Source organism: Nocardioides zeae, assembly GCF_010686755.1.
Taxonomy (GTDB): domain Bacteria; phylum Actinomycetota; class Actinomycetes; order Propionibacteriales; family Nocardioidaceae; genus Nocardioides; species Nocardioides zeae.
Window position 1 is genome coordinate 228,650 of the sequence record NZ_JAAGXA010000005.1, and the last position, 14,081, is coordinate 242,730.

Consider the following 14,081-nt stretch of genomic DNA (forward strand, 5'->3'; position numbering starts at 1 on the left):
TCAGGAGGCGCCCACCCCGACCGGGTCTGCCGCACGGATCTCCCCCGTCGCGATGCGCTCGGCGTGGTGGCAGGCGACCACGTGTTCGGCCGGCACGCCCGGCAGGTCGACGGCCCGCGGCAGGGGACGCTCGTCACGGCAGCGGTCGGCCTGCACGAACGGGCAGCGCGTGTGGAACCGGCAGCCTCCGGGCGGGTCGGCCGGGGACGGCAGGTCGCCCCGCAGCAGGATGCGCTCGCGGCGGTCCTCGACCTCGGGGTCGGGCACGGGCACGGCCGACATCAGCCCCCGGGTGTAGGGGTGGAGCGGACGGTCGTAGAGCTCGTCGGCGGTGGCCCGCTCGACGATCCCCCCGAGGTACATCACCGCCACCTCGTCCGAGACGTGCCGCACGACGGCCAGGTCGTGCGCGATCACCAGGTAGGTGAGGCCCAGCTCGGCCTGCAGGTCGGCCAGCAGGTTGAGCACCTGCGCCTGGATCGACACGTCGAGGGCCGAGACCGGCTCGTCGGCGATGACGAGCCGCGGCCGCAGTGCCAGCGCCCGCGCGATGCCGATCCGCTGGCGCTGGCCGCCCGAGAACTCGTGCGGGTAGCGACGCCCCGCCGCCCGCGGCAGCCCGACCTGGTCGAGCAGCTCGGCCACCCGGTCACCGCCCGCCGGCAGCCCGTGGGCGCGCAGGGGTTCGGTCAGGATCGTCTCGACCGACTGCCGCGGGTTGAGGCTCGCCAACGGGTCCTGGAACACCATCTGGAGGTCGCGGCGGCGGCGCCGCAGCGCCTCCCCCTTCAGCGTGGCGAGGTCGGTGCCGTCGACCCGCACCTCGCCGCGCGTGACGGGCGCCAGCCGCAGGATCGCCCGGCCCAGGGTCGACTTGCCGCAGCCCGACTCGCCGACGAGACCGACGGTGCGCCCCGCCGGTACGGCGAGGTCGACGCCGTCGACGGCCCGGACCGTGCCCCGGCGCCCCCGCAGCGGGTAGTGCACGGCGAGGTCGCGCACGTCGAGCAGCACCTCGGTGGTCATCACAGCTCCTTCTCGCGGGGTTCCCGCGCCTCGACCGGGTGGAAGCACCGCCGACGGCGGTCCTCGTCGCCTGCCCCGACGGGGGGCTCCGGGCCGGGCTCCAGCGCGGGGGACGACGTCCGGCACGTGTCGTCCGCACGGCCGCACCGCGGGCTGAAGGCGCACGCGTCGGTCCAGGGCACGGTCTGCGTGGGCGATCCGGGGATGGGCACGAGCGGCGTCCCGCGCGGGGTGTCGAGCCGCGGGATGCTGCCCAGCAGCCCCACCGTGTAGGGGTGCGCCGGTGCTGCGAAGAGCGCGCGGCGCGGGGCGGACTCGACGATGCGCCCGGCGTACATGACGTTGACCTCGTCGCACACCCCGGCGACGACGCCCAGGTCGTGGGTGATGAGGAGGAGCGCGGCGTCGCTGTCGGCGACGAGCGCGGCGAGGACGTCGAGCACCTGGGCCTGGATCGTGACGTCGAGGGCCGTGGTCGGCTCGTCGGCGATGAGCAGCCGCGGCTCGCAGGCCAGGGCGATCGCGATGAGGACGCGCTGGCGCATGCCGCCGGAGAGCTGGTGGGGGTACTCCTTGAGGCGCCGCACCGGATCGGGGATGCCGACCCGGGCGAGCAGGTCCGCGCAGCGCTCACGGCGCTCACGGCGCGAGAGGTCGAAGTGCCGACGGAGCACCTCGTCGAGCTGCACCCCGATCGTCACGACCGGGTTGAGCGAGGTCATCGGGTCCTGGAACACCATGGCGATCTCGGGCCCGCGCAGGGCCTCGCGCTGCCGCTCCCCCAGGGTCAGCAGGTCCTGGCCCCGGTAGCGCACCTCGCCGGTCACCTCGACCCCGCGGCGGGGCAGCAGGCCCATGATCGCCAGCGCCGTCACCGACTTCCCGCTGCCCGACTCGCCGACCAGGGCCACGTTGCGGCCCGCCGGCACGTCGAGGGAGACCTCGTCGACGGCCACGACGTCGTGGTCGCGGCTGTGGAAGCGCACCCGCAGGTCACGCACGGACAGGAGCGGCTCCTCCCCGGGTACGACGCGGGAGGCGTCGCCCGCGGGGGTCGGGGTCGGGTGGGTCGTCGGGCTCATGGGGGTCACCTCCGGGACCGGGGGTCGAGGGCCTCGCGGAGCGCCTCGCCGAGGAGCGTGAACCCCAGGGCGGTGACGGCGATCGCGATGCCGGGCAGGAGCGCGAGCCGGGGCGCCTCGTCGAAGCGCTCCTGGGCGGCGACGAGCATCCGACCCCACTCGGCACTGGCGACCTCCGGCGTGCCGAGGCCCAGGTAGGACAGGGCCGCGACCTCGATGATCGCCGTCGCGAGGTTGAGCGTGGCCTGGACGATGGTGGGCCCGACCGAGTTGGGCAGGAGGTGGCTCATCACGATCCGCGAGCGCCGCAGCCCGAGCGCGTTCGCCGCCAGCACGTAGTCGGCTCCCGCCTGGGCGAGCATCGAGCTGCGCAGCAGCCGGGCGAAGACCGGCACCTGGGCGGCGCCGATCGCGACCACGATCGCGGTGCCGCTCTTGCCCAGCACGGCAGCGATGCTGACGGCCAGCAGGAGGCTCGGCACGGCCAGCATCACGTCGACGACCCGCATGATGGTGGCGTCGACCCACGCGCCGACGCGCCCGCCGACTGCGCCGGCCCCACCCGCCAGGGCACCGAGCGCGGTGCCGGCCAGGAGGCCGATGAGGGTGGAGACGACGCCGTACAGGAGGGAGGTGCGCGCGCCGTACAGCAGCTGGGTGGCCATGTCGGCGCCGTACCGGTCGAGCCCGAGCCAGTGCTCGGCCGACGGCCCGGGCACGTTCGTCGTGCTCACCTCGGCGGCCCACCGCGTGCTGGCGGGCTCGTAGGGGGTCAGCAGCGGGGCGGCGAGGGCGACCAGCACGAAGAGGCCGATGATCACGGCGCCCACCCACGCGGTCGGCGTGCGGCGCAGGCGGCGCCACGTGGCGCGCCCGAGGCTGACGCCGGCCTCCTCGGGGGCGACGGGACCGACGGCGATCGGGTCGGCGCCGGTCGCGGACGGGACGGGGAGACTCACGAGACCCTCACTCGGGGATCGACGACGCCGTGGAGCACGTCGACGAGCAGGTTGATGAGGCAGTAGATGAGCGCGATGAACAGGATGAAGCCCTGGAGCACCGGGTAGTCCCGGTCGGTGATGGCGCCGAACAGGTAGGACCCGATGCCGTTGAAGGAGAAGACCGTCTCGGTCAGGACGGCTCCCGAGAGGAGGAGCCCCGCCTGCAGGCCGATCGTCGTCATCACCGGCAGCAGGGCGTTGCGGAGCACGTGCCGCCGCGAGATCGTGCCGGCGGCCAGGCCCTTGGCACGGGCCGTGCGCACGTGGTCCTCGTCGAGCACCTCGGCGACCGACGCCCGCGTGATCCGCACGATGATCGCGAGCGGGATGGTGCCGAGCGCGATGCCGGGCAGCACGAGGTGCACGAGCGCGTCCCACGCGGCGTCCCACTCGCCGGTCAGCATGCCGTCGAGCACGTAGAAGTTGGTCACGTGGGTGGCGTCCAGGCGGGGATCCTGCCGCAGGCCCGACGGCAGCCATCCCAGCCAGCTCGCGAAGACCAGCTTGAGCAGGATCGCGAGGAAGAAGACGGGGGTGACGACCCCGAGGAGGGACCCCGACACGACGACGCTGTCGACGAGTCCGCCCCGGTGGCGGGCCGCGAGGTAGCCCAGCGGGACGCCGAGCACCACGGCGAAGAGCAGCGCCGCCAGGGCGAGCTCGAGGGTCGCCGGGAAGTACTCGAGGAACGAGGTCGTGACGGGTCGCCCCGTCTGGATCGACGTGCCCAGGTCGCCCCGCAGCAGGGCGCCGACGTACACGCCGTACTGCTCGAGGACCGGGCGGTCGAAGCCGTAGACCTCGTTGACGCGGGCGACGCCGGCGTCGGAGGCGCGCTCCCCGAGGAGGGCCCGGGCGGGATCCCCGGGGAGCGCGCGCACCCACGCGAACAGCAGCACCGACAGCCCGAACAGCACGGGCACCATCAGGAGCAGCCGCCGGGCGATGAAGCGGAGCATGGTCGCTGCCTCGTCAGTCGGTGATCTCGACCATGTTCCAGACCTCGTCCTGCACCGGGCTCGCCTCGTAGCCCTCCACGTTCTCGGCGAACGCCAGGGACGGCACGGGGCTGGCGAGCGGGATGCCGGGGAGGAACTCCATGACGTCCCGGTTCACCTGCTCGTAGAGCGGCCGCTGCTCGTCCGTCGTGGTGAGCTGCCGCGGCGCCGCCACCTCGGCGAAGAGCTCCGGGTCGTCGAAGCCCCACTCGAGGCTCTGCTGCCCGAAGAACACGCCGAGGAAGTTGTCCGGGTCGTCGTAGTCGCCCGTCCAGCCGAGCAGGTGGATGCCGTGGTCGGGCGTGTTCTGCACCTGCTCCAGGTAGTCCGTCCACTCGGCGGCGACGGGCTCGACCGTCAGGCCCACCGCCTCCAGCTGGCTGCGGACGATGTTGAAGGTGTCGTCCGGCTGCGGCATGTAGGGCCGGCTGATGTTCGTCGGGTAGTTGAACGTGATCGTCGTGCCGGCGACGCCGGCCTCCTCCAGCAGCTGCCGGGCCAGCTCCGGGTCGTGCTCGTAGGTGGGCACGTCCGCGGCGTACCCGTCCACGAGCTCCGGGACGAACTGGTCGGCAGGCTCGGTGCCGTCGGGCATGGAGGCCGAGATGACGGCCTCCTTGTCGATGGCGTGCGCGATGGCCTGGCGCACCCGGATGTCGTCGAACGGCGCCTGCGCCTGGTTGAAGGCGAGGTAGAGGATGTTGAAGGCCGGGCGGTTCTCGATGCTGAAGCCCTCGTCGGCCAGCGACTCCACGTCGGCCGGCCCCACGAGGTCGAAGCCGTCGATCTCGCCGTTGCGCAGCGCCTCGGCGCGGCCGCGGGCCGTGTCGATCTCGACGACGACGACCTCGTCGACCTTGGCGGCCTCGCCCCAGTAGTCGTCGTAGGGCGTGAGGCGCACCTCGCCGCTGCCCTGGTTCCACGAGGCGAACTCGAACGGGCCGGTGCCCGTCGGGTGCTCCGTGCCGTAGGGCGTGGTGAGCACGGACGCGGACTCGTCGTCCTGGTACTCCTCCAGCGCCGTCGGGCTCTGCATCGCGAAGGCGGGCAGCGACATCGCGGCGATGAACCCGGCGAACGGTGCGTCGAGCGTGATCGTGGCGGTCAGCTCGTCGTCGGCCGAGCACCCGGCGTAGATCGCGCTCTCGGCCGTCGCCCCGGTCGCGAAGCCGCGGAACAGCTTGCCGTAGTAGTACGCCTTGTCGTCCGTCTGGTTGACCTCCGGCGTGGCGGACCACCGCTCGAAGTTCGCGCACACGGCCTCGGCGTCGAACGGGGTGCCGTCGTGGAAGGTGACGCCGTCCTCGAGGTCGAACGTGTAGGACAGCCCGTCGTCGGACTGGGTCCACGACTCGGCCAGCAGCGGGGCGGGCTCCACCGTGCCCGGCTCCGTGCCGACCAGGCCCTCGTAGATCTGTCTCGTGACCCGGAAGGTCTCGCCGTCGGAGGCGTAGAAGGGATCCAGGGTCTTCGGTGCGGCGGAGGCGGCGAACACGAAGGTGTTCTCCTTGCCGTCCCGCTCGCTCTCCACACAACCGGCCAGGACCGAGCCGACGAGCAGCACCGCTGCCACGCCCGCGCCGGTCCGACGAATGCTCGTCGAACGCACGTCTCACCTCATGACATCACCTCTGCCGACCCGATTCGGCAGAGCGTCCGCGCAAGTTAGCCGCCGGGACGTGCCCGCGTCACCAGCGAAACGTGCCCGGGGAGGTCGCGATACGGCAACGATCGTGACGCAGGCCATCCCGAGAGGAGCGTCAGGGACGCACCAGCGACCACAACGCTGCGGCGTCCAGGCCCTCCAGCGTGGTCGCCTGCACGTGGCTCGGCCCGTCCGGCACGGGCACGTGGTGCGGCACCGCCAGCGTGCGGCAGCCGGCGGCGACCGCCGACGCGACGCCCGTCGAGGAGTCCTCGATCGCGACGCAGTCGCCCGGCTCCACCCCCAGCAGCCACGCGGCGCGCAGGTACGGCGCGGGGTGCGGCTTGCCGTGGTCGACCTCGTCCCCAGTCACCACGACCTCGAAGCTGCCCTCCTCCAGGGCCGCCACGACGGGCTCGGCGAAGCGGCGGTACGACATCGTGACGAGCGCGCACGGGATCCCGGAGCGCCGCAGGTCGGCGAGGAGCTCCCGCGCGCCGGGCCGCCAGGGGATCCCCTCGGCGATGCGGGCGACGACGCCGTCGAGCAGCTCCTCGACGACCTCCGCCGCCGTCAGGTCGAGCCCCATCCGGGTCCGGATGTACTCGCCGGAGACCAGGAGGTCGTTCCCGACGAGCGCCAGCGCGTCCTCGGTGGTCCAGGTCGCGCCGTACCGCGCCGCCATCGCGAACTCGGTCTCGATCCAGTACGGCTCCGTGTCGACGAGGGTGCCGTCCATGTCCCACAGGACGGCGGCCGGACGGTCCGCGGGACCGGGGCCGGGGTCGGGACCGGGGTCGGGGCTCACGCTCAGTCCTCCGGGTCGTAGCCGAGGTTGGCCGACAGCCAGCGCTCGGCCTCGGGGATGCTCCAGCCCTTGCGAGCGGCGTAGTCCTCGACCTGGTCGCGGCCGACGCGACCGACGACGAAGTACTGGGAATCGGGGTGCGCGAAGTACCACCCCGACACCGCGGCGCCGGGCCACATGGCCATCGACTCGGTGAGCGTGATCCCGGTCGTCGCCTCGACGTCGAGCAGCTCCCAGAGCGTCAGCTTCTCCGTGTGCTCGGGGCACGCCGGGTAGCCGGGCGCCGGGCGGATGCCCGAGTAGCGCTCGGCGATGAGGTCCTCGTTGGTGAGCTGCTCGTCGTCGACGTGGCCCCAGAGCTCGGTGCGCACCCGCTGGTGCAGCCGCTCCGCGAAGGCCTCGGCGAGCCGGTCGGCGAGCGCCTCGATGAGGATCGCGTTGTAGTCGTCGAGGTCGTCCTTGTAGGCCTTCACCCGCTCCTCGAGCCCGATGCCGGCCGTGACGGCGAAGGCGCCGACGTGGTCGGGCAGACCCGTCTCCTCGGGGGCGACGAAGTCGGCGAGCGAGCGGTTGGGGACCCCCTCGCGGTGCTCCCCCTGCTGGCGCAGGTGGTGCAGCACGGCCAGCTCGCTCGTGCGCGTCTCGTCCGTGTAGAGCACCGTGTCGTCGCCGCGGCCGGCCGCCGGGAAGAAGCCGAGCACACCGCGCGCGGTCAGCCACTTCTCGTCGATGATCCGCCCGAGCATCGCCTGGGCGTCGTCCCACAGCCGGCGCGCCGCCTCGCTGCTCGCCGGGTTGTTGAGGATGTCGGGGAAGCGCCCCTTCATCTCCCAGGCGTTGAAGAACGGCTGCCAGTCGATGAACTCGACGAGCTCCGCGATCGGGTAGTCCTCGAGCACGTGCACGCCCGGCCGGGCCGGGGCGACGGGGGTGAACGACGACCAGTCCAGCGGCGTACGGCGTGCGCGTGCGTCCTCGAGCGGCAGCAGCTTGCGCTCCTGCTTGCCGGCGTGGCGGGTGCGCAGCGCGTCGTAGTCGGTCTTGACGTCCCCGAGCAGCTTGTCCCGGTTGGTGGGGTGCAGCAGCGCGGCCGCGACGGGCACCGAGCGCGAGGCGTCCTTCACCCAGACCACGGGCCCGTCGTAGCGGGGGTCCACCTTGACGGCGGTGTGGGCGCGGGAGGTCGTCGCGCCGCCGATGAGCAGCGGGATGTCGAGACCCTGGCGCTGCATCTCCGTCGCGAACCCGACCATCTCGTCGAGGCTCGGCGTGATGAGGCCCGAGAGCCCGATGATGTCGGCCTGGTGCTCCTTCGCCGCGTCGAGGATCTTCTGGGCCGGCACCATGACGCCGAGGTCGATGACCTCGTAGTTGTTGCAGGCCAGGACGACCCCGACGATGTTCTTGCCGATGTCGTGGACGTCGCCCTTGACGGTCGCCATCACGATCGTGCCGTTGGTGTCCTTCGTGGCCGCCAGCGTCGGGTCGTTGGCCTTCTCCTCCTCGATGAAGGGGATGAGGTAGGCCACGGCCTTCTTCATGACGCGGGCGCTCTTCACCACCTGCGGGAGGAACATCTTGCCCGCGCCGAAGAGGTCGCCGACGACGTTCATGCCGTCCATGAGCGGACCCTCGATGACCTCGATGGGCCGGCCGCCGCGGTCGGAGATGAGCTGGCGCAGCTCCTCGGTGTCGGCCTCGACGTGCGCGTCGATGCCTTTGACGAGGGCGTGCGTGATCCGCTCGGCGACGGGCAGCGAGCGCCACTCGTCGACGGCCGCCTCGGCGACCTCGCCCGAGCCCCGGTACTCCTCGGCGATCTCGAGCAGCCGCTCCGTGGCGTCGGGACGCCGGTTGAGCACGACGTCCTCGATGCGCTCCCGGAGCCGCTCGTCGACCTGGTCGTAGACGACGAGCGCCCCGGCGTTGACGATGCCCATGTCGAGGCCCGCGCGGATCGCGTGGAAGAGGAAGACCGCGTGGATCGCCTCGCGCACCGGGTTGTTGCCGCGGAACGAGAAGGAGACGTTGGAGATGCCCCCGGAGACGTGCGCGCCCGGCAGGTTCTCGCGGATCCAGCGGACGGCCTCGATGAAGTCGACGCCGTAGGTCGCGTGCTCCTCGATGCCCGTGGCGACCGCGAAGACGTTGGGGTCGAAGATGATGTCGTCCGGGTCGAAGCCGACCTCGTCGACGAGGATCCGGTAGGCGCGCGAGCAGATCTGCTTGCGGCGCTCGAGGGTGTCGGCCTGGCCGTCCTCGTCGAACGCCATCACCACGGCGGCGGCGCCGTAGCGACGCACGAGGCGCGCCTGCTGGCGGAACGCGTCCTCGCCCTCCTTCATGGAGATCGAGTTCACGATCGGGCGGCCCTGCACGCACTTGAGGCCGGCCTCGATGACCTCCCACTTCGAGGAGTCGACCATGAGCGGCACGCGGCTGATGTCGGGCTCGGACGCCACGAGCTTGAGGAAGCGCTCCATGGCGGCGACGCCGTCGAGCATGCCCTCGTCCATGTTGACGTCGACGACCTGCGCGCCGCTCTCGACCTGCTGGGCAGCCACGGACAGCGCGGTGTCGTAGTCGCCGTCCTTGATGAGCTTCTTGAACCGCGCGGACCCGGTGACGTTGGTGCGCTCGCCGACGTTGACGAAGAGGCTGTCCTCGTCGACGACGAGCGGCTCGAGGCCGGAGAGCCGCAGCGCCGGGCGGGGCGTCGGCACCTCGCGGGGCGTGCTGTCCGCGACGGCGCGGGCGATGGCGTCGATGTGGGCCGGGGTGGTGCCGCAGCACCCGCCGACGAGGTTGACCAGGCCCGCCTCGGCGAACTCGGCCACGATGGCGGCGGTCTCCTCGGCGGCCTCGTCGTACTCGCCGAAGGCGTTGGGCAGGCCGGCGTTGGGGTACGCCGAGACGAACGTCCCGGCGACCCGCGACAGGTCGGCGAGGAACGGCCGCATCTCCTTCGCCCCGAGGGCGCAGTTCAGCCCGACGAGGAGGGGCTGGGCGTGGCGGACGGAGTACCAGAACGCCTCGGTGGTCTGCCCGGACAGCGTGCGGCCCGAGGCGTCCGTGATGGTGCCCGAGATGATGACCGGCCACCGCCGACCGAGCTCGTCGAACACGGTCTCGACGGCGAAGATCGCCGCCTTCGCGTTCAGCGTGTCGAAGATCGTCTCGATGATGATGATGTCGGAGCCGCCGTCGAGCAGGCCGTGCGTGGCGGTCGTGTACGCCGCGACGAGCTCGTCCCAGGTGACGTTCCGCGCCCCGGGGTCGTTCACGTCGGGGCTGATCGACGCCGTCCGCGAGGTCGGGCCCAGCGCACCGGCGACGTAGCGCGGGCGCTCGGTCGTCGTGAAGGCGTCGGCGGCGGCGCGCGCCAGCCGCGCCGACTCCAGGTTGAGCTCGTAGGCGAGCTCCCCCATGTCGTAGTCGGACAGCGAGATCGCGTTGGCGTTGAAGGTGTTGGTCTCGATGATGTCGGCGCCGGCCTCGAGGTACTCCCGGTGGATGCCCTCGATGATGGCCGGCTGCGTCAGCGTCAGCAGGTCGTTGTTGCCGACGAGGTCGCTCGGCCAGTCGGCGAAGCGCTCGCCCCGGTAGCCCGCCTCGTCGGGACGGTCGCGCTGGATCGCCGTACCCATGGCACCGTCGATGACGAGGATGCGCTCCCGCAGGGCGCGGGTGAGCTCGGCGGTGCTGTCGGGGCGGTGCTGACGGTCCGGCACGTGGTCCACCTTCCTCCTCGCTGTCCGGTTTGCGGACACCTGTGTCAGATCGTGACACCCGGCGGCGACGCGGCCGAAATCCACGACGCACCGGGGAGCGGTACCCGGTCCGGGTGCACAGGAGCGCGGACTAGGCTGGAGCGGTGATCGAGTTCGACGACGTGGAGGGTCTGGTCGACCCGGTGGTGATCGCGGCCTTCGAGGGCTGGAACGACGCCGCCGATGCCGCGAGCGGCGTGGTCGACCACTTGATGGACGTCTGGAGCGCCCGCGTGGTCGGGGCCCTGGACCCCGAGGACTTCTACGACTTCCAGGTCAACCGCCCGGTCGTGGGCACGGACGAGAACGGGATGCGGCAGCTCACCTGGCCCACCACCCGGATCGCCGTCGCCTCGCCCCCGGGCTTCGACCGCGACGTGATCCTCGTGCGCGGCATCGAGCCCAACATGCGGTGGCGCCAGTTCTGCGGCGAGCTGCTCGCCGCCTGCGACGAGCTCGGCGGCACGATGGTCATCACCCTCGGCGCCCTCCTCGCCGACTCGCCCCACACCCGTCCCATCCCCGTCACCGGCTCGGCGTCCGAGCCCGACCTGGCGGACCGGCTCAAGCTCGACGAGTCGACCTACGAGGGGCCGACGGGGATCGTCGGGGTCATCCAGGACGCGTGCCAGCGCCTCGACGTGCCGTCGGTGTCCTACTGGGCCGCGGTCCCGCACTACGTCGCGCAGCCCCCGTGCCCGAAGGCGACCCTCGCCCTCATCGGCCACCTCGAGGACCTCCTCGGCGTCTCCATCCCGCTCGGCGACCTGCCCGAGGACGCCCGCGCCTGGGAGCGCGGCGTCGACGAGCTGGCCGAGGAGGACGAGGAGATCGCCGACTACGTGCGCGCGCTCGAGGAGAGCCGCGACACCGCCGACCTGCCCGAGGCGAGCGGCGAGGCCATCGCGCGCGAGTTCGAGCGGTACCTCAAGCGCCGCGACGACGACGCCTGAGCCCCCGCCTGGGGACGGTGGGCGGGCCGGTCGGGCTGGTCGGTTCCCCGGCTGACCGGGGAACACGCCGCTTTGACCATCAAATTTGATGCGCTAAGTGGTCGGTTCCCCGGCTGACCGGGGAACCGACCGGCTGCTCCGTGCCCCCACCTGTGGAGGGAGAACGGGCTGGGTCTCGGCTCAGAGCTGCAGGCCGAGGGCGGCGTCGGCGAGCTCCCGTACGACGCGGCCGGCGTCCGGGTCGGACGTGTCGGCCAGGCCGGTCGAGCCCAGGGTCGCCTCGGCCCACGCCTGCAGGGAGGCGAGGGCGGTCGGCGCGTCGAGGTCGTCGGCCAGCGCGGCGAGCACCTGCTCGACGACCGGGCCCGACGGCGCGCCCGCACCCAGCGAGACGGCCTTGCGCAGCACGTCGAGGCGCTCGCCCGCGGCCCACAGGAGCTCGTCCGTCCACTCCCAGTCGGAGCGGTAGTGCTGGCCCAGGAGGACGAGGCGGATCGCCATCGAGTCGACCTCGGAGAAGCGCAGCTGCGAGACGAAGACGAGGTTGCCCTTCGACTTCGACATCTTCTCGCCGTCGTAGGCCACCATGCCGGCGTGGACGTAGGCCTTCGCGAAGCGGTGGTCGGGCACGGCGGCCTGGGCCTCGGCCGCACACATCTCGTGGTGGGGGAAGACGAGGTCGCTGCCGCCGCCCTGCACGTCGAAGGTGGAGCCGAGGTGCTTGAGCGCGATCGCGGTGCACTCGATGTGCCAGCCGGGGCGGCCCCGGCCGAACGGGCTCTCCCACGAGGGCTCCCCCGGGCGCTCGGCCATCCAGACCAGGCAGTCGAGCGGATCGCGCTTGCCCGGGCGGTCGGGGTCGCCGCCGCGCTCGGCGAAGATCGCCCGCATCGTCTCGCGGTCGGCACCGGACACCGACCCGAAGGTCGGGTCGGCCCCGACGGAGAAGTAGAGGTCGTCGTCCACGTGGTAGATCGCACCCGCCTCGGCCAGCCGCTCGATCATCTCGACGACCCACGGGATCGACTCGACCGCGCCGACGTAGTGCGCGGGCGGCAGGACGCGCAGCGACTCCATGTCGTCGCGGAACAGCTGCGTCTCCCGCTCGGCGATCGTCACCCAGTCCGTGCCCACCTTGGCGGCGCGCTCGAGCAGCGGGTCGTCGACGTCGGTGACGTTCTGCACGTAGGTGACGTCGTGGCCGGCGTTGCGCCAGGCGCGCACGAGGAGGTCGAACGCGACGTACGTCGCCGCGTGGCCCATGTGGGTCGCGTCGTACGGCGTGATGCCGCAGACGTAGAGGCGGGCCGCGCCCTGGGGGTCGGTCGGCACGAGGCGGCCGGAGGCGCTGTCGTGGAGCGACACCTGCGGGCCCCGGACGGGGAGGGAGGGGACGTCGGGGGCGGACCAGGCGCGCATGGGACCGAGCCTAGCCAACCCTCGCCTCAGAACGGCGGCCAGGGGATGGCGGGCCACTCGCCCGACGGGCTCGGCAGCCCGCCGGCCGACAGCAGCGCACGGCAGCGCGCGGCCGTGGCCGCGACCTCCTCGTCGGTGACGAGCTCGGCCAACCGGTCGCCGAGGGCACCGGTCAGCTCCCCGACGAGGCGCTCCAGCACGGCGACCTCGTCCGCGAGCAGCGGCCGCCCCGCCCAGCCCCAGAGCACGGTGCGCAGCTTGGGCTCGGTGTGGAACGTGAGGCCGTGGTCGACGCCGTACCGGTGTCCCGACGCCATCTCGAGCACGTGGCCGCCCTTGCGGTCGGCGTTGTTGGCGACGACGTCGAAGACCGCCATCCGGCGCAGGGCGGTCGAGTCCTCGTGCACGAGCGCCACCGGCTGGTCCTGGGCGTCGAGACCGTCGAAGACGTGGCACCAGCCGGACGGGACCTCGCCGGCGGGCACGATGTCGACGGCGGACTGCTCGGGATCGGTGTGCTGCCAGAGCTGCACCATCCCGGGGCCGTGCGGGCCCTCCCGCAGGATCGTCGGCGGCACGACGTCCCACCCGGTCGCCGCCGAGAGCTCGTAGGCCGCCACCTCGCGCCCCGCGAGGCTCTCGTCGGGGAAGTCCCACAGCGGCCGCTCGCCGCGGATGGGCTTGTAGACCACCTCGAGACCGTCGACGTCACCGACGAACGTGGCGTTGGAGGCCGGCATGACCCGCCCGCGCAAGGTCAGCTCCCCCAGCGCGAACGCGGCAGGGTCGGTCACGGATCCCGCCGTCGGAAGCCGTTGGCCCGCACGCACAGGTGGCCGTCGGGGTCGATCGGCTGCGCGCAGAAGGGGCAGGAGGGTCGGCCGGCCTCGACGACGGCCAGCGCACGGTGCACGAACGCGCGCGCCGTGCCCGCGGCCATGCGCACCAGGAAGATCTCGTCGGGCTCCGGCTCGTCGATCTCCTCCTCGGGCTGCCCGGGGGTGATCACGGCCTCCTCGGTGAAGGGGAAGACCTCGACGACGACCCGGTCGTCGGAGGGATCCCACGACAGCGTCATCGTGCCGGCGCGGAACTCCTCCTCGATGGGCTGCTCGAGCGGCGCGTCGTCGCGCAGGTCGACGGGCGCGATCGCGGGCACCAGGTCGGAGTGCTGCTCGGTCTCCATGACCTCGTCCAGCAGCTCGTCGACACGCTCGGCCAGCGCGATCACCTGCTGCTTCTCCAGACCGACGGTGACGAGACGGGCGCCCGAGCGGGCCTGCAGGAAGAACGCCCGCGACCCGGGCTCGCCCACGGTCCCCACGACGAAGCGGTCCGGCGGGTCGAAGCGGTGCACGACGGGAGGCATGGTCGACAGC

At 72.4% G+C, this 14,081-nt stretch carries 11 protein-coding genes; 1 reads left to right on the forward strand and 10 read right to left on the reverse strand.

Annotated elements, in window-relative coordinates; genetic code table 11:
• The 7 genes from G3T38_RS09215 to metH all read right to left on the reverse strand — a co-directional run bounded on the left by G3T38_RS09215 (position 1) and on the right by metH (position 10,291).
• On the reverse strand, positions 1-1,026 hold the full coding sequence (locus G3T38_RS09215) for an ABC transporter ATP-binding protein (protein ID WP_163771995.1): 1,026 nt from the start codon (positions 1,024-1,026) through the stop codon (positions 1-3).
• The gene (locus G3T38_RS09220) at positions 1,026-2,108 is read right to left on the reverse strand and encodes an ABC transporter ATP-binding protein (protein WP_163771996.1); all 1,083 of its coding nucleotides are present in this window, start codon (positions 2,106-2,108) and stop codon (positions 1,026-1,028) included. The genes G3T38_RS09215 and G3T38_RS09220 overlap by 1 nt, the downstream gene beginning before the upstream one ends.
• A gap of 5 nt (positions 2,109-2,113) precedes the next feature.
• Complete coding sequence (locus G3T38_RS09225; protein WP_163771997.1) at positions 2,114-3,067, reverse strand: ABC transporter permease subunit; 954 nt, start codon at positions 3,065-3,067, stop codon at positions 2,114-2,116.
• Complete coding sequence (locus G3T38_RS09230) at positions 3,064-4,068, reverse strand: ABC transporter permease (RefSeq protein WP_163771998.1); 1,005 nt, start codon at positions 4,066-4,068, stop codon at positions 3,064-3,066. Before G3T38_RS09230 ends, G3T38_RS09225 begins: the two co-directional genes overlap by 4 nt.
• A 13-nt stretch (positions 4,069-4,081) precedes the next feature.
• Positions 4,082-5,716, reverse strand: coding sequence for an ABC transporter substrate-binding protein (locus tag G3T38_RS09235; RefSeq protein ID WP_206675835.1), 1,635 nt, complete (start codon positions 5,714-5,716; stop codon positions 4,082-4,084).
• A 151-nt stretch (positions 5,717-5,867) separates the two neighbouring features.
• Positions 5,868-6,560 (reverse strand): HAD family hydrolase, encoded by a 693-nt coding sequence (locus G3T38_RS09240; RefSeq protein ID WP_338037556.1) that lies wholly within the window; start codon positions 6,558-6,560, stop codon positions 5,868-5,870.
• 2 nt (positions 6,561-6,562) lie between these two features.
• Positions 6,563-10,291 carry a methionine synthase gene (gene metH / locus G3T38_RS09245; protein WP_163771999.1) on the reverse strand — a complete coding sequence of 1,243 codons (3,729 nt, stop codon included), beginning with the start codon at positions 10,289-10,291 and terminating at the stop codon, positions 6,563-6,565.
• 143 nt (positions 10,292-10,434) lie between these two features.
• On the opposite strand from metH, the gene G3T38_RS09250 reads away from it, so the two are divergent.
• The gene (locus G3T38_RS09250; protein WP_163772000.1) at positions 10,435-11,283 is read left to right on the forward strand and encodes a PAC2 family protein; all 849 of its coding nucleotides are present in this window, start codon (positions 10,435-10,437) and stop codon (positions 11,281-11,283) included.
• A 180-nt stretch (positions 11,284-11,463) separates the two neighbouring features.
• On the opposite strand, the gene mshC is transcribed toward G3T38_RS09250, so the two are convergent.
• From mshC to G3T38_RS09265, 3 genes are read right to left on the reverse strand one after another with little or no spacing between them, the layout of a single operon-like run.
• Entirely contained in the window at positions 11,464-12,702 is a 1,239-nt protein-coding gene (mshC, locus tag G3T38_RS09255; protein ID WP_163772001.1) for a cysteine--1-D-myo-inosityl 2-amino-2-deoxy-alpha-D-glucopyranoside ligase, read from the reverse strand.
• 26 nt (positions 12,703-12,728) lie between these two features.
• Complete coding sequence (locus tag G3T38_RS09260; RefSeq protein ID WP_163772002.1) at positions 12,729-13,496, reverse strand: SCO1664 family protein; 768 nt, start codon at positions 13,494-13,496, stop codon at positions 12,729-12,731.
• The gene (locus tag G3T38_RS09265; RefSeq protein WP_163772003.1) at positions 13,493-14,071 is read right to left on the reverse strand and encodes a DUF3090 domain-containing protein; all 579 of its coding nucleotides are present in this window, start codon (positions 14,069-14,071) and stop codon (positions 13,493-13,495) included. The genes G3T38_RS09260 and G3T38_RS09265 overlap by 4 nt, the downstream gene beginning before the upstream one ends.
• Positions 14,072-14,081 lie beyond the last annotated feature (10 nt).

Excerpts from the sequence above, each read along its gene's own strand:
- G3T38_RS09215 (WP_163771995.1), bottom strand. The coding sequence starts at position 1,026 with ATGACCACCGAGGTGCTGCTCGACGTGCGCGACCTCGCCGTGCACTAC.
- G3T38_RS09220 (WP_163771996.1), bottom strand. The coding sequence starts at position 2,108 with ATGAGCCCGACGACCCACCCGACCCCGACCCCCGCGGGCGACGCCTCC.
- G3T38_RS09230 (WP_163771998.1), bottom strand. The coding sequence starts at position 4,068 with ATGCTCCGCTTCATCGCCCGGCGGCTGCTCCTGATGGTGCCCGTGCTG.
- mshC (WP_163772001.1), bottom strand. The coding sequence starts at position 12,702 with ATGCGCGCCTGGTCCGCCCCCGACGTCCCCTCCCTCCCCGTCCGGGGC.
- G3T38_RS09265 (WP_163772003.1), bottom strand. The coding sequence starts at position 14,071 with ATGCCTCCCGTCGTGCACCGCTTCGACCCGCCGGACCGCTTCGTCGTG.